At 61.9% G+C, this 19,054-nt stretch carries 18 protein-coding genes and 1 tRNA gene; 8 read left to right on the top strand and 11 right to left on the bottom strand.

Annotation, left to right across the window (positions count from 1 at the left end; genetic code table 11):
• Positions 1-132 precede the first annotated feature (132 nt).
• From C5B90_RS03310 to C5B90_RS03320, 3 genes are all read left to right on the top strand, one after another.
• Entirely contained in the window at positions 133-1,887 is a 1,755-nt protein-coding gene (locus C5B90_RS03310) for a PQQ-binding-like beta-propeller repeat protein (RefSeq protein WP_115880547.1), read from the top strand.
• Between the two features lie 68 nt (positions 1,888-1,955).
• Entirely contained in the window at positions 1,956-2,267 is a 312-nt protein-coding gene (locus C5B90_RS03315; protein WP_115879080.1) for a nucleoside triphosphate pyrophosphohydrolase, read from the top strand.
• 81 nt (positions 2,268-2,348) lie between these two features.
• Complete coding sequence (locus C5B90_RS03320; RefSeq protein WP_115879082.1) at positions 2,349-3,338, top strand: NAD-dependent epimerase/dehydratase family protein; 990 nt, start codon at positions 2,349-2,351, stop codon at positions 3,336-3,338.
• Positions 3,339-3,350: 12 nt separating this feature from the next.
• Here C5B90_RS03320 and C5B90_RS03325 read toward each other — a convergent pair whose 3' ends face one another.
• Positions 3,351-4,040, bottom strand: coding sequence for an HD domain-containing protein (locus tag C5B90_RS03325; RefSeq protein WP_058565875.1), 690 nt, complete (start codon positions 4,038-4,040; stop codon positions 3,351-3,353).
• A 195-nt stretch (positions 4,041-4,235) separates the two neighbouring features.
• On the opposite strand from C5B90_RS03325, the gene C5B90_RS03330 reads away from it, so the two are divergent.
• A complete protein-coding gene (locus C5B90_RS03330; RefSeq protein ID WP_115879084.1) occupies positions 4,236-4,922 on the top strand; it encodes an alanyl-tRNA editing protein in 687 nt (228 codons plus the stop codon).
• A 39-nt stretch (positions 4,923-4,961) separates the two neighbouring features.
• On the opposite strand, the gene C5B90_RS03335 is transcribed toward C5B90_RS03330, so the two are convergent.
• Both C5B90_RS03335 and C5B90_RS03340 read right to left on the bottom strand, forming a co-directional pair.
• Positions 4,962-5,738: an FkbM family methyltransferase gene (locus C5B90_RS03335; protein ID WP_115879086.1), complete on the bottom strand. Its 777-nt coding sequence runs from the start codon at positions 5,736-5,738 to the stop codon at positions 4,962-4,964.
• Between the two features lie 227 nt (positions 5,739-5,965).
• Positions 5,966-6,613, bottom strand: a complete 648-nt coding sequence (locus C5B90_RS03340; RefSeq protein ID WP_115879088.1) for a hypothetical protein — start codon at positions 6,611-6,613, stop codon at positions 5,966-5,968.
• Between the two features lie 479 nt (positions 6,614-7,092).
• On the opposite strand from C5B90_RS03340, the gene C5B90_RS03345 reads away from it, so the two are divergent.
• On the top strand, positions 7,093-7,668 hold the full coding sequence (locus tag C5B90_RS03345; protein ID WP_233511879.1) for a hypothetical protein: 576 nt from the start codon (positions 7,093-7,095) through the stop codon (positions 7,666-7,668).
• A 177-nt stretch (positions 7,669-7,845) separates the two neighbouring features.
• On the opposite strand, the gene C5B90_RS03350 is transcribed toward C5B90_RS03345, so the two are convergent.
• From C5B90_RS03350 to C5B90_RS03385, 8 genes are all read right to left on the bottom strand, one after another.
• Positions 7,846-7,949, bottom strand: a tRNA-Gln gene (locus C5B90_RS03350).
• A 35-nt stretch (positions 7,950-7,984) separates the two neighbouring features.
• Complete coding sequence (locus tag C5B90_RS03355) at positions 7,985-8,713, bottom strand: HNH endonuclease (RefSeq protein WP_115879090.1); 729 nt, start codon at positions 8,711-8,713, stop codon at positions 7,985-7,987.
• Between the two features lie 57 nt (positions 8,714-8,770).
• Positions 8,771-9,223, bottom strand: coding sequence for a metal-dependent transcriptional regulator (locus C5B90_RS03360; protein ID WP_004972567.1), 453 nt, complete (start codon positions 9,221-9,223; stop codon positions 8,771-8,773).
• Between the two features lie 4 nt (positions 9,224-9,227).
• Positions 9,228-9,719, bottom strand: a complete 492-nt coding sequence (locus tag C5B90_RS03365) for a ferritin-like domain-containing protein (protein WP_115880551.1) — start codon at positions 9,717-9,719, stop codon at positions 9,228-9,230.
• A gap of 148 nt (positions 9,720-9,867) precedes the next feature.
• Positions 9,868-11,076 (bottom strand): Fe-S cluster assembly protein SufD, encoded by a 1,209-nt coding sequence (gene sufD / locus C5B90_RS03370; protein WP_115879092.1) that lies wholly within the window; start codon positions 11,074-11,076, stop codon positions 9,868-9,870.
• A gap of 3 nt (positions 11,077-11,079) precedes the next feature.
• Complete coding sequence (gene sufB / locus C5B90_RS03375) at positions 11,080-12,510, bottom strand: Fe-S cluster assembly protein SufB (protein WP_004044077.1); 1,431 nt, start codon at positions 12,508-12,510, stop codon at positions 11,080-11,082.
• A gap of 12 nt (positions 12,511-12,522) precedes the next feature.
• Positions 12,523-13,428: an ABC transporter ATP-binding protein gene (locus C5B90_RS03380; RefSeq protein WP_008092342.1), complete on the bottom strand. Its 906-nt coding sequence runs from the start codon at positions 13,426-13,428 to the stop codon at positions 12,523-12,525.
• Between the two features lie 218 nt (positions 13,429-13,646).
• Positions 13,647-17,654 (bottom strand): DNA polymerase domain-containing protein, encoded by a 4,008-nt coding sequence (locus tag C5B90_RS03385; RefSeq protein WP_115879094.1) that lies wholly within the window; start codon positions 17,652-17,654, stop codon positions 13,647-13,649.
• 105 nt (positions 17,655-17,759) lie between these two features.
• On the opposite strand from C5B90_RS03385, the gene C5B90_RS03390 reads away from it, so the two are divergent.
• Genes C5B90_RS03390 through C5B90_RS03400 form a run of 3 tightly spaced genes read left to right on the top strand, consistent with a single transcriptional unit; the run spans position 17,760 to position 19,040 of the window.
• Positions 17,760-17,945 (top strand): hypothetical protein, encoded by a 186-nt coding sequence (locus tag C5B90_RS03390; protein WP_004972572.1) that lies wholly within the window; start codon positions 17,760-17,762, stop codon positions 17,943-17,945.
• A gap of 48 nt (positions 17,946-17,993) precedes the next feature.
• Entirely contained in the window at positions 17,994-18,584 is a 591-nt protein-coding gene (locus tag C5B90_RS03395; RefSeq protein ID WP_115879096.1) for a hypothetical protein, read from the top strand.
• 27 nt (positions 18,585-18,611) lie between these two features.
• Positions 18,612-19,040, top strand: coding sequence for a hypothetical protein (locus tag C5B90_RS03400; RefSeq protein ID WP_115879098.1), 429 nt, complete (start codon positions 18,612-18,614; stop codon positions 19,038-19,040).
• The last annotated feature ends 14 nt before the right edge of the window (positions 19,041-19,054 follow it).

The following is a 19,054-nucleotide window of genomic DNA, read 5'->3' on the forward strand; positions in this document are numbered from 1 at the left end:
CTCAACCGTCAGCGACTGACGGTCCGGTCGCAGTCCCGCGTTTTCTTGCTGTTCGGTGTGTTTTTTCGGACTGTTTCGTATCACTTACTGAACAGATAATGATGTGCCGTCCGGGGCCATGTCGGCGTGGACATGACCCGAGATTACTCGCGGCGGACAGTCCTCGCCACGCTCGGTGCCCTCACGGCATCCGGCGTGGCCGGCACCTCGCTCGCGGACAGTCACTCGACGGCAGACTCGGACACGGTCACGACCGAGGATTGGTCGCAGTCTCGTGCCGAACCGGGACGCACCGGCGCAGTCGCTCCCGAATCGGCGCCCGACGACGAGTACGCCGCCCTGTCGTGGCTCGACGGAACGTGGCATAGGACCAGCGCGAACGAGGTACTCGTCGACGACGGGGCCGTCTTCCAGACGTTCTACACCAACGACAGCACGTTCCGCGGGGGCGTCGTCGCCTACGAGGCCGACACCGGTGAGGAACGCTGGAAATACATCGCGCCGGAGTACGGAGCGTCAGAACCCGGAATCGGCCGAGTGACCGACACACCAGCAGTGGCAGAAGGGACGCTCTTCGTGACGAGCGAGGCAGGCTACACCGATTCTGATGTCAAATACGGTGGTCTCCACGCGCTCGACCTGGATACCGGCGAAATTAATTGGCAGAAGACACCAGCGGACTACGCGAGCCCGGACGCCAAGTGGCTCGGGACGCCGCTCATCGCCGACGGCTCCCTCTACGTCCAACACCTGACAAACGCCAGCGCAGACCCGGACCAACAGGAATCGGTCGTCGTGGAACTCGACCCCGAGAGCGGCGAAGTCGTGTGGCGCTCCGACGCGTCGTACCGGTCCTATCCCTACATTGGCGACGACGAGACGCTCTACGGGATGGCGACGTACACCGACGCGAAGAACGAACTCGTCGCGTGGAACGCGAACGACGGGAGCAGGCGGTGGACAGCGGTGCTGGAAGACGGTGTGAACTTCGCCGACTCGGCCCACAAAAACGGTCGTATCTACCGTTCCTCCGGGAATCGGTTCCGAACGGACGAGATAAACCGAGTCGTCGCACACAGCGACGAGGACGGGAGCATCGAGTGGGAGACGAGACTCACACCCGACGGCGAGGAGTCGGCGCGGTTCATCAGCGCACCGGCCGTCGCCGACGGAACCGTCTACGTCACCACCGCGCTCGACGTGGACTCGGTGGCCGAGGAGGGTATCCTCTCGACGGTCTACGCGCTCGACGCCGACACCGGGGACACGCTGTGGACACACGACACGTCGACGGAATTCCACGGCGACCCGAGCGTCGCCGGCGACACCGTCTACCTCGGGGGGAGCGCCATCCCCAAGGCTATCGGAGACCTCGAACGCGAACGCCGACACCCCACGATACACGCGCTCTCGACCGAAGACGGGTCCCAGCAGTGGTCCTATCTGGTTCGACACGAGCAGGACGCACCGTCCCGAAAAGCATCGACGCCGGCGCTCGCGGGCGGACGAATCCTCACGGGCTATCTGGAAGAAGAGTCCACCGAGCAAGCCGGGGTGTTCGCCCTCGAAGGGAGTCCAGAGGCCCCCGATTCGAGGAATCTCCCGCGCTCCTCGGACGCCCCGGTCGCCCGAATCGTCACCGACCCCGAAGACGCCGACTCGACGGACCTCGATTCCGGGACCACCGTCGGTCTCGACGGGACCGCCTCGACGGGCGAGGTAGCGACCTACGAGTGGCAGTTCGGCGAGGGCGCGTCGTTCGAGGCGCGCGGTTCGACGACGGAGATTACGCTCGACTTCTGTGGGACGCTCGACGTGACGCTCCGCGTGACGGGTCCCGACGGCAACCAGAGCACCGACAGGGTTCGTCTCTCCACCGACAGATAGTCGCACAAGCGGGACCGCGGCTTACCCCCGTCGCCCCATTTTTCCACCGGTCGTCCGAACTCGATGGTATGCCCCGCGAGTACGACAAACTCGTCCGCGACGACATTCCCCGAATCGTCCGCGAGTCGGGCGAGACGCCGGTCGTCCACGCCGCCGACGACGAGGAGTTCGACCGCCGACTGCGCGAGAAACTGGTCGAAGAGGCCGAAGAGTTCGCCGAATCCGGACGCGTCGAAGAACTCGCAGACGTGTACGCCATCGTCGACGCGGTCCTCGACCGACGCGACGAGGATTGGGAGACGGTCCAGACGACAGCACGAGAGAAAGCGGCCGAGCGCGGTGGATTCGAAGACGGCATCGTGCTCGAACGGGTGGAGTGAGGGCTGCGCGGTCGAAGCGGGTTCCCGGCACCCGCCACCGATTCTCCCACGTTTTTCACCGCGCGCGCCCTCGGCCGAGACATGGACAACGCACTCGTCATCGGCGGCACGCGATTCATTGGCCGCCACCTCGTCTCGGAACTCCTCGACAGCGGCTACGCCGTGACCATCTTCAACCGCGGCAACCACGACAACCCCTTCGAGGACGACCCGCGCGTCCAGCACGTCCAGGGCGACCGAACGGACGACGAGGCGCTCCGGACCGCGAAACTGACCGTCGACCCCGACGCCGTGTTCGACTGCGTGGCGTACAAGCCCGCCGAGGTCGCTTCGGCGGTCGACATCTTCGCCGACGTGGACGCCTACGTCTACATCTCCAGCGGCGCGGCCTACGGAAGCGAGGTCATCCCGAAGCGCGAAAACGAGACGCCGCTTTGCGACTGCACCGACGAGCAGGCGGCGGACGACTCGGGCGCGAGCTACGGCCCGCGGAAGGCCGAGGGCGACCGGGTCGTCTTCGAGGCGGCCTCGCGAGGTATCAACGCGATGTCCATCCGCCCCTGTATCGTCTACGGCCCGGAGGACTACACCGAGCGCCTCGACTACTGGATCGACCGCGTGCTAAACTACGACCGCGTCGTCGTTCCCGGCGACGGGACGAACGTCTGGCACCGCGCCTACGTCGAGGACGTGGCGAGCGCGATGCGTGTCGTCGCCGAGGAGGGCGAGGCTGGCGAGGCCTACAACGTCGGCGACCGACGGCTCGTGACGCTCGAAGAGATGGTTCAGGTCATCGCCGACGCCGCGAGCACCGACGTCGAAGTCGTCCACGCGGGCGAGCGCGAACTCGCCGCGGCGGGCCTCTCGATGGACGGTTTCATCCTCTACCGCGGCTACCCGCACGTCCTCGCGACGGACAAACTCGCCCGACTCGGCTGGGAATCGACCCCCGTCGAGGAGGCGATGCGCCGGTCGGTCGCCGACCACCGCGACAGCGACCGCGACGGCTCCGAACACGACCCCGGCCGCGAGGCCGAAGAACGCGTGCTTTCGATTCTCGACACGCTCTGAGAGCGCCGTCGCTCAGTTGAACTGGCCGTCGTGGTCCATCTCGGGGACCTCGTCTTCGAGCCACTCGCGGAACCACTTGACGCGCTTGAGCCGCTGGTGAGCGAAGCTCTGGGCCGTGTCGGTTTCGAGACGCTCTGAGGCGTCGCGGCCGCGCTCGAAGACGCGCTCGACCATCTCGGCGGCGTCCATGTGCGTCCGCGCCTCGTAGCCCATCCGCAGGAGCATCAGCGCGGTGCCGTTCGCGCCGATTTTGTCGAGGATGTCGGCCTCGATGAGACAGCGCGTCTCCAGCGACACGTCCGTCAGCGGCCCCTGATACGAGTGGTCGGAGACGACCTGACACACCTGTTCGAGGAAGGACTCGGGGTAGTCGCCGTGGGTGCTGAGGAACTCGCGGGCGACGCGAGCGCCCTCCTCGGCGTGGACCTCCTGGTCCGCTTCGAGCTTCGAGATGTCGTGAAAGAGGGCGGCGACGCGGACGACGTCCACGTCCGCGCCCTCGCGGTCGGCGATGCGCGTCGCGAGGTCGACGACGTTGAGGATGTGGTTGAATCGGTACTCCGCGGAGTGCCACGGGTACCAGCGCATCCGCCCGCCGTCGTCTTCGTTTTCGACGCTCGCAGAGAGATAGTCCGAGACGAAGCGCTTCATATCCTCGAACTCCGCGTCGGAGACGGCCGACTCTTTGATTTCAACGCCCACGGCAGAACCTCCGTAGGTGTTGGCACGTGCGTATTCTCATTACACGGAATGAGGGTCGTTCCACTCTTAGGCGTTACGACCACCCTGAGTCGCGGGAACCGTGCTCTCGGGCGAACAGACCGGGTCTCGTGGGCGGCAGTGTGACTCGGTGCCACATCGACGGGAGTTAACTCGACCGACCGCGTCGTCCCCGCCGTGACCGAAGCACGATACCTCGACGACGCGACGACACACGAGTTCGAGGCGACCGTCGAGACAGTCCGCGGCAGCGACCGCGTCGTTCTCGACCGGACCTACTTCTACCCGACCGGCGGCGGCCAGCCGAACGACACGGGCACCCTATCGGAAGACGGCGAGGACGGCGACGTCGAGACGTGGGACGTGACGGACGTACGGAAACGCGACCGAATCGAACACGTCGTCGCGGCGCGGCGGCGCGCCCACAGCCGCTACCACACGGCTCAGCACCTCCTCTCTGCGGTCCTCCTCGACGAGTTCGACGCCGAGACGACCGGCAACCAACTGTACGCCGACCACGCGCACCTCGACTGCGCCTACGGCCGCTTCGACGGCGACGACCTCCGGACCATCGAGACGCGCCTGAACGACCTCGTCGCGTCCGACCTCCCCGTCCGGTGGTACAGCCTCGACCGCGAGGAGGCCGAGGCGACGCTCGACCCCGAGCGAACCCGACTGCACCTGCTTCCGGACTCGATTCGGGAGGTCCGAATCGTCGAAATCGGCGACGCTGACGACCCCTTCGACCGGACCGCCTGCGCGGGGACGCACGTCTCGACGACGGGCGACATCGGCACGGTCTCCGTCACCGGCCGGACGACCCAAGGCTCGGCTCACGAGCGCGTGAACTTCGTCCTCGAATAGCCGATTCGGCCCCGGCTGAACCCGACTGACCCCCCGCGACTACGCCGACTGGGGCGCTTCTGTCCGTGCTCGCGGCTCGCACACCCACCCTTCCTTGACCGGGACCAGTTCGTAGCCCGCCTCCCGGAGCAGGGCCTTCGCCGCCGCCTCGTCGTGGCTCCCGCGGGCGTCGTGCAGTTCGAAATACACCGTCGGCCGGTGCTCGCGGAGGACCGTTTCCGCCCCCCGGAGCACGTTCAGACCGAACCCCTCGACGTCTACCTTCAGGTGGTCCGGCGGCGGGATTCTCTCGGAATCGACGAGCGAGTCCAGCCGCCGCATCGACACCGACGCCGTGTCGACGACCCGCGCCTCCCACGCGCTCGCGTGGTCCCGCGAGAACGAGCCCAGTTCGTCGTAGCTCGACAGGTGGAACTCCCGAGATTCGTCGGCGTCACCGAGGCCGCAGTCGAGCAGGTCCACCTGGTCGTCGAAGTCGTTCACCTCGACGTTCGCCCGCAACTGGTCGACGACCTCGGGATGCGGTTCGACGGCGACCACCCGCGCGGAGGACTCACTGGCCGCGACCGCGAGCGTGTACGTCCCCGTGTTCGCGCCCACGTCGACCACCACGTCGCCGTCGTCGAGACCGAGCAACAGCGCCTGTAGGAGCACGTCGTTGCCGTGGCGGTTGTACAGTTCGTAGCTCCTGAAACTCGTCCGCCCGACGTGTTTTTTCGTGGCGACGAGCTGTCGCTCGTAGTTCGCCCGAACGAGCGCGTAGTGGAGGGAGTACGCGAGGTGGCGAGCGGCCGATACCGGATGCAGCAGAGACACGTTAGTATACTGTCATTGTGTGTCGATAAAAATCACTCGGCGGCGAAGTGACTCGGCGTGTCGTGTTTTTGAGTTGGAACTATACCGGGTAACCACCCATCTTCGAACTTCGTCATATATTTTCTTCACTGCATTTTTGCTGGCGAATCTGTCTTTTCAGAGCAGTAGACGAAAACGCTACATCAAAGAAGAAGCACAGAAACTAAACGCTCACACTTCACCTCGGTCTAATTTTCTCCGTCTTCTTTCTGGGTGAACTTACGTAGGATTTTTCTGGCTTGTCTCTTACCAGGTGGAGTCAATTTGACTGTTGCAGAAGGTCCTCTCCCTGCTCTATTGAAGTATCGATCTCCTTCACCCTGGTACATATTTGCCATCCCCGAAGAGGGGATGCTAGATAATTCAAGCGCATCCTTGAGCTTTGATGACTTTACACGGTTTACCTCGTAGCACTCATGCCACACATACAGCAGTATTAGTGAAGCGACCCGTTGTCGGTCTGTTTGTCTTTTTCCAATCTTCCCTAACTCTTCAGAATACAATACTGGCATCTCGTCGTCATCAGGGTTTACATGGAGAAATCTCTCAAGTTGACTCTCAGGCACATGAAGTTGTGATGCAATTGAGTGTAATGGACCCGGTTCTGTATTCTCTTCTTCAGCTCTATTTTGAGCAAAAGATTCCAAAGAAGTGCTTTCAGTTTTATCTGATTCAATTTCTGGAGTCACTTGACCCCCATCGAATTCATTAAACTGGTCTTGATTATTCTCGATAAATCTCATGAGATCAAGGACCTCTTCTTGGTAATTCTCGTCGTTTAGAGCGTGTATCTCTACAGTCATCGGCCCATACTCGAATGTCACAGTAGTTTCCATTTCTACTTGAGACAGTCGGATTCTTCAGGCATAATTCTTTCCCAGGGATGAATAATATCTCCGCAGTTTTGGATTCAGGGATTTCCCAACCATGAACTATTCTCTTGTGTACCATGATTTGGGTGCCTAGTGGCGCAAAATCGTCCAATATTGGTACCGGGTTTGATTCGGTCAGAACTCCCAGGGATTGAGATATAGGTTTGAACTCTTTATTCTCGGAGTAACGCTTATGTGTCCCCACACGCATGTTACATCAAACGTCGTAGTTCACGACCTAATCAATGTGAGAAACACAGTAAGTTCGGTCCGCGGAACCTGCCAGGGAACCGCGCGGACCGATTGTGCAGCCCCTTCAACACCCCTATCTGGCCGAAGGGACTTGGGGTCCCTGCGACACGGTAGGCTATCAGGGCTTATCTATATCTAGATTAGCCTAAGCAAATAGTTTACCCATGTCGCTATCGGTCGGATGCGGCACAATGAGCTCGACTACAGACTCAAACACAACCACCGACCATACGCCGTGGGACGAACTCACCCCGGCACGACAGCGAGTAGCAAAGACCGTTGCCTACGTCAACGGACCTCAAACGTTCGAACGTCCAAACCTTCGCGACGACGTGAAGGAATCGACAGCCGTCGAGGATGTCATCGACGACAAAGACCGTGTACTCACCTCGCTGAAGTACACTCGGTTGCTGAACGACCTCGTCGACGACGGCTATCTCACCCTGGAATTTCAAGGGGGGACAAACCCCATCATCTTGGATGTCGAGTACGACTCGACCCGAGACACCCGAAACTCAGCACCTTGGGGCGACGCAAGTGCTCTTCACACGCTAGTTAGTCAGGTGTGTGACCGCGAGGGTATCACACGAGACCTACTCAGCGAGGTAGAGAATCCGTACGATGTCAACCAAGTCAGGCAGAAGGTGAACGAAGCTGTAGGCCGGACCGTGCTGCTCCCGTACGCCGACCCAAGTGAATATCGCTTCACCAAAGAGACCTACTCACTCGTCAGTGAGAAGGTTCAGGCGGAGAAAGAAGAGCAGTAGGCTGCAGTTCTAGCCTCGGTTTACCTTTTTCTAGATTGTCAGTTGGCACTTACCACATCAAATCGGTGTGTCTATGCCTGTGTGGGCAACCCACTACAGACCTGAACTCGTAGGGTGTAGAACGGACCGGTGACTGGACCACACCGGCACCAGTCAGGATTAGAACGCTTGAAGTAGTAGTCCCGGGCGGATTCGAACCGCCGTCAGCGGCTGTCTTCTCGGCACGCAATGAACCGTACCAATCCAAAGGCCGCTATGATTGGCCACTACACCACGGGACTGACATCTGAAATTGGGTGATGCCGGCACAATAACCTTACTTTTTGTCTCCACTTTCTACGAGTCGGTGACAAGAGCGACACAGAGAAACAACGTTGGACAGCGTGTGGGCGTTACTCGGGTCATCGAAGTCGCGAACCCGATTTAGATGATGCACGTCTGGGTTCTGTCCCAGTTCTTCGCTATCCGCTCCGCATCGCTGGCAAGTGTAATTGTCTCGTTCTAGTGCCTTTCGACGAACTGGCCACCAAGACTCTCCATAAAAGAGGGTTCCGCCTTCCCATTGATGGTGGTTCGAGCCAACAATGTTGTTAGAGAGCCACTTCCCATAGCAGTCTAAGTCGCAGAATGATCCGTATTCGTTCCCGTTAATCGACGAAGGGAGTCGTTCGAGTTGAGCCTCACAAAAGCTACACGCGGTTCTTATTAACTCAATTCGCTCTGCGGGGTTTTCAGGGAGTAGCCCTTCTGCCTCCTTGACACACTCCGAACAGTAAACACCCTGCTTATTTGATGGGTAGTAGGAAAACGTAGCATCGCAAACGCTGCACGTCTCTGTTTCTTTACCCCCTCGCCAGTTACCGTTCTGATTTCCTTGCTCTGAATAACACTCTTCGCAGTAAACACGCTGAGACTTTGGGTCGTAAAACTCCTGATGGCAGCGTTTACAGACTCGGTTAGGCAGCGGTGTGTTGTGGACCTTTGTGTGGTGCTGCCGCATTCCCTGTTCTGTTGCTAGCTGTTTGCCACAGGACGGGCACTCCATAAAATAACATCACTACCGTGCTAGATAGTGATTCGGCAAGTAGAGTGTAAGTGAAACTCAGTCCGCGACTTCCGTCTCCGTCTCGGGTTCCGCGCCGCACACCTCGAGATACTCGCAGGCGTCCGTCTCGGGGTCGAAACAGTCGGGACACTCGGAGTTACGGTCGATGATGGTGTCGAGGCGCTCCGCGATCATCCCGTCGATGACGGGTTCGAGTTCGCGGGCCTCCGCGCGGAACTCCTCGACGTCGAGGACGTTCGAGAGGAAGCGCTCGATGATGCAGTAGGTCTGGAGCGCGTCGCGAGCGCGGACGATTCCCTCGTCGGTGAGGGTGACGCCCTTGTACTTCTCGTGTTCGGCGAGGCCGCGGGATTCGAGTTTGCCAATCATCTCGTTCGCGCTCGCCGGGCTCACCTCCATCATGTCCGCGAGCGCGCCGGTGGCCGCCGGGCCGTTCTCCATCTCCTGCAGCAGGTAAATCGCCTTGACGTATTGGTCTGCCGTGTTCATCGTTTCACTCGCGGTCTTCCATGATTCGCGTCACTTCTTCTACGCCCTCGGCTTCCTCCTCGCGAATCTCCGACAGCGTCGCGACGAGTTCCTCGCGGTCGATAGAGAACTGTGCGTCGCTCGCCTCGATAGCCTCGATAACGTCGTCGTAGAACTTGTAGGCGGTCTCCTCGTTACAGAGTTGGTCGTAGAGAACGCCGTCGAAGTCCTCGGGTTTCGTCTGGCCGTACTGGGCTTCGACCAGCGCCTCTATCTCCTCGAAGGGGACGCTGTCGACCTCCAGCCGGTCGATGACGGCTTCGAGGCGTTCGCGGTGGTCCGCGGACTCCTCGGCGGCGTGCGAAAGCAGGGCTCGAATCTCCTCGTCGAGCGTGTCTTCGCCGAGTTCCTCGTGGTGGTGGTAGGCGCGCGCCTCCACGACCTCTTCGAGGACGATACCGATCTGGAGGAGTCGGGCGAGTTGGTGGTCCGAGGTGACCTGATACCCGACGCTCATGGACTCGTCCCCCTCGACGTTCGAAGACACGGTCCCGCGACGTACATACACACCTCTCCGGGAGTAACCGACTTAAGCGGTTCCCTCGCGGGTCGGCGAGAAAGAGAGATAAAAACCGTCGTCGGTGCCGCGCCGCGGAGCGGTCTGCCTACCGCAGGCGGGCCGCGATGAGTTCCTCGAGGTCGTCGCGGAACTCGTCGACTGCAATCTCTTCGAGGACGGGGACGAAGAAGCCCTCCACGAGCATGTTACGGGCCTGTTCTTCCGGGATGGACCGAGAGACCATGTAGAAGAGGTCCTCGGCGTCCACCTGCCCGACGGAGGCGGCGTGGGACGCCTCAGTGTCGTGGTTGTTGATGATGAGCTTCGGCGACGCGTCGGCCTCGGACTGGTCCGAGAGCATCAGCGTGTTCTCGCGCTGGTAGGAGTTCGTACTCCACGCGTCGCGGCCGACGTCCTGGACACCCTCGTACACCGAGCGTGCCTCGTCGTCGAGGACGCCGCGGGTCACGAGGTCGGCCGTCGTGTTCTCGGCTTTGTGCCAGACGCGGGCGTTCACGTCGAGGTGCTGGTCGTCGTGACCGAAGAACGCGCCGACGATTTTCGTCTCCGACGCCTCGCCGTTGAGTTCGGTCTCGACGTCGCTGCGGGTGAGCCGCGAGCCGAGGTTCCCCTCGATCCAGTTGACGGTCGAGTAGGTGTCGGCGTCGGCGCGCTTGAGCGAGTACGTGTACGTCTCCTCGTCGAGGTTCTGCAGGGAGCCGTACTGGACGTACGAGTTCTCGCCCGCGTCGATTTCGACGAGGTTCGAGAAGTACCGCGCGTCGTCGACGCTGTCACCAGACTCGACGGCTTCGAGGATGGTGACCGACGACGACTTCTCGGTGACGACGAGCGTGTGGCTGAACAGCGACCGAGAGTTCATCTCGGCGCGAATCTTCACGTCCTCGGCGTCGACGCCCTCGGGGACGTAGATGAACGTGCCCGTCGTGAACAGCGCCGCCGAGAGGGCGGTGAGGTAGTTCGACTCGGGGGCGACGACGGAGCCGAAGCGCTCCTCGATGAGGTCGCCGTACTCGGAGAGTGCCTCCGTGAAGGGGAGGACGACGACACCCTCGGGCGACTCGCGGGTCGTCTCGTCGGCCTGGTTCAGCGGGTCGACGAGCGACTCGAAGTCGAGCGCTTCGAGGTTCGTCCAGCGGCGACCGGGCGTCTGGATGACGTCCGGCAGTTCGAGCTCGTCGAGTGCTTCGAGGGATTCGAGGCGGGCCTCGAGGAGCCACTCCGGCTCGTCCCGTGCGTCCGAAATCTCTCGTACCGTCTCTGCGGACAGGTTTGCGGGAAGTTGCGCACTCATTGGTTATCCGAGGCTACCCTCCATCTCGAGTTCGACGAGTCGGTTGAGTTCGACTGCGTACTCGATGGGCAGTTCCTCCGTGATGGGTTCGATAAACCCGGAGACGATCATCTGCTTCGCGTCGTCGTCGTCGAGACCGCGCGACTGGAGGTAGAAGATGTCCTCGTCGCCGATCTTGCCGACGGTCGCCTCGTGGGCGACGTCCACCGTGGACTCGTTGATCTCCATGTACGGCATCGTGTCCGAGGTGGACTCGTTGTCGAACATGAGCGCGTCACACTCGACCGCAGTCGAGGAGTTCTTCGCGCCGTTGGCGATGTGGACGAGACCGCGGTAGTTCGTGCGGCCGCCGTCCTTCGAGATGGACTTCGACTCGATGGTCGACTTCGTCTCGGGGGCGTTGTGGTACACCTTCGCGCCGGTGTCGATGTTCTGGCCCTCGCCCGCAAAGGCGATGGTGATGTGGTTGTCGGAGGCGCCGCGGCCCTTCAGAATCGAGGCCGGGTACAGCATGGTGGCCTTCGAGCCCATCGAGCCCGAAATCCACTCCATGCGGCCGCCCTTCTCGACGATGGCGCGCTTGGTGTTGAGGTTGTAGGTGTTCTTCGACCAGTTCTGGACGGTTGAGTACTGGACGTGGGCGTCCTCTCCGACGAACACTTCGACGCCGCCGGAGTGGAGGTTGAACGCGGAGTACTTGGGGGCCGAACAGCCCTCGATGTAGTGGACTTCGGAGCCCTTCTCCGCGACGATGAGCGTATGCTCGAACTGGCCCATGCCCTCGGAGTTCATGCGGAAGTACGCCTGCACCGGCATCTCGACCGTCACGTCCTCGGGGACGTAGACGAACGAGCCGCCGGACCAGATCGCGCCGTGGAGCGCGGCGAACTTGTTGTCGCTCGGGGGGACGCACTTCGTCATGAAGTACTCCTTGACGATGTCTTCGTGCTCCTGGACCGCCTGGTCCATGTTCATGAAGACGACGCCTTTCTCCTCCCAGCGCTCCTGCATGTTCTGGTAGACGACTTCGGACTCGTACTGGGCGCCGACGCCCGAGAGGGCGTTCTTCTCGGCTTCCGGGATTCCCAGCTTGTCGAAGGTGTCCTTGATGTCGTCCGGCAGGTCGCGCCAGTCGTCGACGCCGCCGCGGACTTCCACGTCGGGTCGGATGTACGGGACGATTTCGTCCACGTTGACCTCGGAGAGGTCAGGCTGGCCGGGCCAGTCGGTCGGCATCGGCATCTTCTGGTACTGCTTGAGCGCGCGAAGGCGGCGCTCGAGCATCCATTCGGGCTCGTCTTTGTCCTCCGAGATGACGCGGATGGTCTCTTCGGTGAGACCCTTCTCGGCCACGAACGCGGCCTTCTGCTCCTTCTTGAACTCGAAGCGAGCTTCCGTGTCTGTCTCTTTGAGGTGGTCTTGGTCGGAACTCATGATGTTGGGGGATTACGCGGCTTCGTACACTTCCTCACGGACCCAGTCGTAGCCCTTGTCTTCGAGTTCGGACGCGAGCGACGCGTCGCCGCTCTTGACGACCTTACCGTCCAGCATGATGTGGACGTGGTCCGGCTCGACGTATTCGAGGATACGCTGGTAGTGAGTGATCTGGAGGATACCCGTGCCCTGCTCGTCGCGCAGCGCGTTGATACCCTTCGAGACGTCCTGCAGGCGGTCGATGTCGAGACCGGAGTCGATCTCGTCGAGCACCGCAATCGAGGGCTCGAGAATCGCGGCCTGAAGGACCTCGTTTTGTTTCTTCTCGCCGCCGGAGAAGCCGGCGTTGAGGTAGCGTTGCATGAACTTCTCGTCCATGTCGAGGAGGTCCATCTTCTCTTTGAGGAGCTTCTGGAACTCGGCGACACCGACTTCGCCGTCGTCGACGTTACCCTCCATCGGGGAGGTATCGTAGCCGGCTTCCTCTTCTTCTTCCTCGTCGTCCTCGCCGAAGAGGAGCTCCTCGCGCTCGTCGATCTTTGCGTTGAGCGCGGTGCGGAGGAAGTTCGTCATGGTGACGCCCTCGATTTCCGCGGGGTACTGGAAGCCGAGGAAGATACCGAGCGCGGCGCGCTCGTTCGGTTCCAGTTCCAGAAGGTTCCACGTGCGGGCGTCGTCCGGAATTTCGAGGTCGCCGAAGTCGTCGTCCTCCAGGTGGAGGAGGATTTCGCCGTCGGTTACCTCGTAGGCGGGGTGGCCGGCGATGATTTTAGAAGTCGTAGACTTGCCGGACCCGTTGGGACCCATCAGTGCGTGGATCTCGCCGGATTTGACTTCCAGGTCGACACCTCGCAGAATCTGCTCACCGTCTTCCTCCGCGACTCGTGCGTGGAGGTTCTTGATCTCGAGAGTTGCCATCGTTGGTTCGTTGCCTCGTACTCGAAGGGTGGGGAGTATCGCCCATAATGCTTGCGCATTCACCCCCGCCACCTTTTGTAGAAAGAAAATTTGTTTTCAAAACCGCAAAGAATCTCGGCAGTTCGGAACGCTCGTCCGGGTTTTGGACAGCCGAACAACGTTACGGTCCCATCGCCTATGTAACCGAATATAGTTTCATTACTCGGTGATACGGCCGGTTACATGAAGCTCCCGAGGCCGGTCTGTTCCTGTCCGCTTTTCACCTCGTCCCACGACATCCCGAGCGCCTCGATGACGCGGGAGATGGGCCCTTCGAGCGTCTTGGTGAGCATCGTGTCCCAGTCGACTTCGAACGCCTCGGGAATCTGGTCTGCGTACTCGAAGCAGATGACGTCGGGGTCGCGCTTGAACTCGCGGTAGAGGTCGTCGACCTGCGGGTCGAACTCGCCGGTCTCCATCTCGCGGAACCACGACGGGTGGACTTTCTTGAGGTAGACCCGCTTCGGCTTCGACCCGCGGCCGAAGTTCGTCCCGAGGAAGGCGTTGGCGTACTGCGCGCCGCGGACGTGCGCGGTCGGCGTCTCGTACGCCGAGAGGCGTTTACCGATGCCGCCGGGGATGCCGGCCTGTTCGAGCGGCAGGTTCCCCGACTCGAAGTCGGTGATGATGTCGTGGAGGTAGTCTTTGATGACTTCCGTCTCCTCGCCGTGGACGATCATGTCGATGACGTTCTTCTGGACTTCTTTGGTTATCTGTGCGATGTCCGACCGTTTGTACTCGAAGCCCGTGATGTCGATGTCGTCGACGTCTTTGCCCTCCTTCCAGACGATGTGGCCCGCGTAGCGCTTCTTTTTCCCCGCCTGGAAGAACCGCCGGTAGAGCTTCTCGAACTCGATTTGGAAGCGGTGTTCGTCCGCGCCCAACTCGTCGCGCGCGAAGTCGTCGTAGGCGGCGTTGATGTGCTCCTCGATGTCGAACGACTGCTCGATGGCTTCTTCTTTCGACACGTCGGGGCCGAGTTCGAGCATGACGCTGTCGGTGTTGTGAAGGACAATACCTCCAACACCGTCGACGAAGTTTTCGTTTTCTTCGACGCTCAGGTCGTACACGTAGCCGTCGTGGTCGACTTCGGTCAGCACGGGGTCTCGGCCTTCCCGGAAGGAGCTACACGTCCGAATAGTGTACGAGTCTTTGCTGTCCCGATACTTGAGCGAGTGTTTTTGCCCCCGTTGCGTGAGCAACATCGAGAGACCGGCAGCAAGTTCTCGGCTCGTCGTCTCGAAGTCGAAGTTTCGCTGTGCGTACGCTTCGGTGTATCGTGGGAATTCGCGAGACCCATCGCCTTCGACGAGCAACGTCAGGAACAAGTCTTGCTTCTCCTCAGGAAGGTGGAAGACGAATGAGGGGATCCGTTTACCACGCGACGTCTGCCCTGCGAACTCGCGGAAGAACACAGCAGCGAGTTCGTTCATCATCTGCAGTTTCAGCGTCTCGTCATTGTACGTGACCGACGCACCGCCTGTGTCCGTTTGATACTCGACGGTTCGCTCCGCTCGTCGGTCGCTCGTAATGATACCGGCGGACGTGTTCTCGAACAGTCGAGAGTAATCTCGCTGGAGTTGGGCTAGCCACTCACGGTCGGATTCAGCGATACTTGCCCCGAATTTCGACGTCGCCGTCTCGCCAGTGGATGCGCTTCCTTCAGGGACGTACGCACCGAGGAGCCGAATGAGTGCTGCACCATCTTCGCTGTCGATATCGACGAACCGTTTGACTTTGACGGTCGAGTCGACGTCTCGGTGGTGCTCGTGGCCGAACCAGACATACTCGTCGTCCGCGTGGATTTGTTTCCGCTTCGTTATCGAATTATCGCTCCCGACGCTCCGTCCGTCCTCGTACTCGCGTTCGTACCCACGAAGGACCTCGTAGACGTCGACCTGCTCGACAGGCTCGACATCGGGTACCCCGGAGACGCGATACGGCTCCGCCACGTCGTCCGGAGAGACAGTTGTGAGGCCGTCTTCACCGGGGACGACGTACGAGTGGTCTCTCGTCGTCGTCGACTCACCGAACTTGTGTTGGAGGTTCACCACCGGTTTGTCCGTTTTATGGCGAATCGCCTGCGCAATCGGTTGCCACTCCGCCTCTCCAGCTTCGTTCACAGAGAGGGCGTCCCACCCGTCGAGCGCTCGGCGAGTCTTCCCGGGAGTGGCACTTGCGACGACGTCCCCGTCGGCAGCGATGAGTACCTCAGATTCAGTCGTTCCGCGGGCAAACAAGTCCTCGATAGGAAGGATTCGAACAGTCCCACCGGGGTCTCTGACGACGACCGGGCGATCTCCCGTCACGCTGTCGCCGTAGGCCACGTCGTAGCCGATTTGGTTCGCGGCCTGCTCCGTGAACTCGATGACTTTCCGGCCGGTCGCCGTCACCGCCGCGCCCATCTCCTTGTCGTAGAGGCGGAAGCGGTCCCAGCCCAGCACGCCGTACAGCGAGTTCATGATGACCTTCACCGCGGCCTGCTGGCGGTCGAACTGCTCGTACTCCGACGAGCCGGGGTCGTGGGAGTTCCGCAGCGACTTCTTTTCCTCACGCTCGGTGAGGAGTTCGTCGACCATCTCTCGAATCATGCCGTCCGGTTCCTGCTGGAAGTGCGTCCCGTTGGGCGCGCGGAACATCTCGCCGTCGTAGCTTTCGGGGTCGACCTTCGTCTCCGGCGACGCGTTGATAGTCACCATACACATCGGGTACAGCGACTTCAGGTCGAGCACCGTGACGTTCTCCTTGACGCCGGTGATGGGGTCGAAGACGGCTCCGCCCTCGTAGTCCTCCGACTCCTGTTTCCCCTTCGAGGGGAGCGCGAACTCGCCGTGGACCTTGTGGAGCACGTAGATGTCGACGGTGTCGCCGGGCGTCGGCGCGTCTTCGAGCTTACAGCCGACGAACGTCCGCACCTCGTCCCAGAAGGCGATGATGTCCTGTTTCCGGTCGATTTCGACGCACAGTTCCACGTCGCGGAGGTTGTATTCGAGCAGGCGCTCGGGGTCTTCCTCCCAGAGGTCGCCGATGTCGCCCGAGTAGCGCTCTTTGCCCGCGTCGAGTTCGAGTTCGCCCACCGCGTCGAGACGGTAGGATTCGAGTTCGGTGAACTGGGTGCGCTTGTAGGCGTACAGCAGGTCGAAGACGACGCGCCCTTTGATGTCCGGGCCGCCCCAGCCGCCGCGCCAGACCTCGCCGAGCCGCGACATGCGGTTGTAGTCGAGGTTCAGGTCGGTCGTCCTGTCGACTTCCTCCAACCGGTCGAGGAAGTACGGCGCGTCGAAGTCCTCGAAGTTCCACCCGGTGAGGATGTCGGGGTCGGTCTCCTCGATGTACGTGAGGAAGGCGTCGAGCATCTCTGCCTCCTCGTCGAACGTCCTGACCTCCACGTCTCCGTCCTCACCGAGGAACTCGTAGTTCGGCAGCGAGTCGGGGCGCTTGCCGAGGCCCTCTTCGGCGACGGCGTGCCAGACGACGTACTCGTCGCGGTAGGAGTCGTGGCTGGTGAGACAGATAATCGGCTCTTCGCCATCCTCGGGGAAGCCGTTCCGGTCGTTGACCTCGATGTCGAAGGTGTTCACCCGAAGGCTCGCGTCGACGTCCGCGGGGGCAACCTCCTGGTGGGGAATCTGAATCGTCCCGTCGTCGAGGCGGCGCTCGGGGACGCGGACGCCGCTCTTGATGTCCTTGTCGATGAGCAGGCGGTTCGGAAAGAGGATGTCCGCCTCGTAGTGGTCGAACTCGTCGCGAATCTGGCCGACGTCGCGGGGGGTGCGACCGAAAATCTTCGTTAGCTCCTCGCCGCGGATGCTCTCGTAGCCATCCTCGGTGCCGGTGATAACGTCCTTGTCGAGCGCGTCGTCGTCGAGGCCGTCTGTGGGCGCGTAGAAGTACGGCCGGAAGCCGAGCACGCGGACGTGTTCGGTCTCGTCGTTCGCCGTCCGACCGAAGATGTGAATCACCGGGTACTCGTCTCGGCCCGCGCCCTCGATGGTGTAGTCGACCTGCGTGACGGCCAGTTCGACCGTCCCGTCCGGGTCGGGAAACCGCACCTCGTCCGTGTCGATGACGTCGGAGACGTGCTGGCCGGCGTCGCCGGCGACGATGGCGGCCTCCTCGTCAGGCCGCGCGTCGCCCGCGCCGTCGGCGTCGTTCTCCCCGAAGTCGGTCAGACCCGTCTGCGTCATGCCAGTCGCTTCGATGGCGCGGCTAAAAACCCCGGCGTTTCCACGAACCGCAACCCGAACCACGGAAAGACATATATCCGTGTGTGACATTCCTTGTCACACGATATGACCGACCACGCAACTCCGGAGCGGTGGGATGGCACGATCGACGGCGACGGACCGGCTGGTCCGACGGGAGCCGAAACGGTCGAATCCTACGATATCGACGGTGGCGTGGTGTTCTACGACGCGGAGAACCCACTCGCGTGGGTCGAGGCCTCGCGCTCGATGCGCCTCGACGACTGCGCCTGACTCGGCCGAAACGGACACTTTTTCTCGGCACGGCGTCTCGACGCGAGCGTGACGGACGACGAGCGACGCGAGGGGACGCCCGCCGACGCGACCGACGGGGACGACGACGCGGAGCGTCCCTCGTCGGACATGGCCTCGAAGATCGACCCCGAAAAACGGTGGGGCGACCCCGAGGCCCGCTGGGGCGACCCGGAAGCCCGCTGGGGCAATCCCGAGAAGGAGCTCCCGACGATTCCCCGCGTTCGCATCCCCGGTGAAGACGCCGACGACGGCGGCGACGACCCGGAGGATGACGGCGACAACGCACCAGAGTTCTCCCCCGACGTGAACCCCGAGGTCGCCCGGTTATTCTGGGCGAGCGTCGTACTGGCGAACGTCGGCCTCGCGGGAGTCACGGTTGGCCCGATGCTCGTCTACTTCCGCGGCGACACGCTCCTCGGCGGCGGTCTGTTTCTGTTCGGCGCGGTCGTGCTCGTCCGCGTCTACTCCATCTACCGGGAGTTCAAGCGAGGGGAGTGGCAGGACGACGAGGACGACGTAGACGGGTCGGACGACGCAGACGACAAGGACGATGCAGATGGTGTGGACGCCGATGACGTAAGCGACACCGACGAAGACGCTCCCGAGCGCAACCGCTAACAGTCGCCGCGCCCTTCGCCGAGACATATGCGAACCGTCCGCGGGCCAGACGGCCGGACGTACCTCCTCGTCAAGCAGTCGAGCGACGCCAGCCGCGTCCGCGACCCCAAGACCGGCGAGGAGCGGTACCTGCCGAACGACGACCTCGAAGCCGTGAGCGGCGAGTCCCCGCTCGAAACCGCCGCGCGCGCCGTCCCCGAACCGGTCCGGAAAATCCTCGTCGCGGTCCCGACCGAGCGCGGACTGGGCCTTCTGGTTGACCTCGTCGACCGCGGTCCGCTTCCCGTGGTCGACCTCCTCGGGGCCTACGACCTCTGCGAGAGCGACCTCCACGGCCTCCTGACCGAGTTCCGGGTCGCCGGTCTCGTCGACGAGACCACGGTCTACGGGGAACGCGGCTACGAGGCAACCGACGCCGCGAAAGAAGGGGTCGAATTACTGCGGGCGAGCGAATAGAGTATCGCGGCGGA

The organism is Haloferax sp. Atlit-12N, from assembly GCF_003383095.1.
In the GTDB taxonomy this organism is placed as follows: domain Archaea; phylum Halobacteriota; class Halobacteria; order Halobacteriales; family Haloferacaceae; genus Haloferax.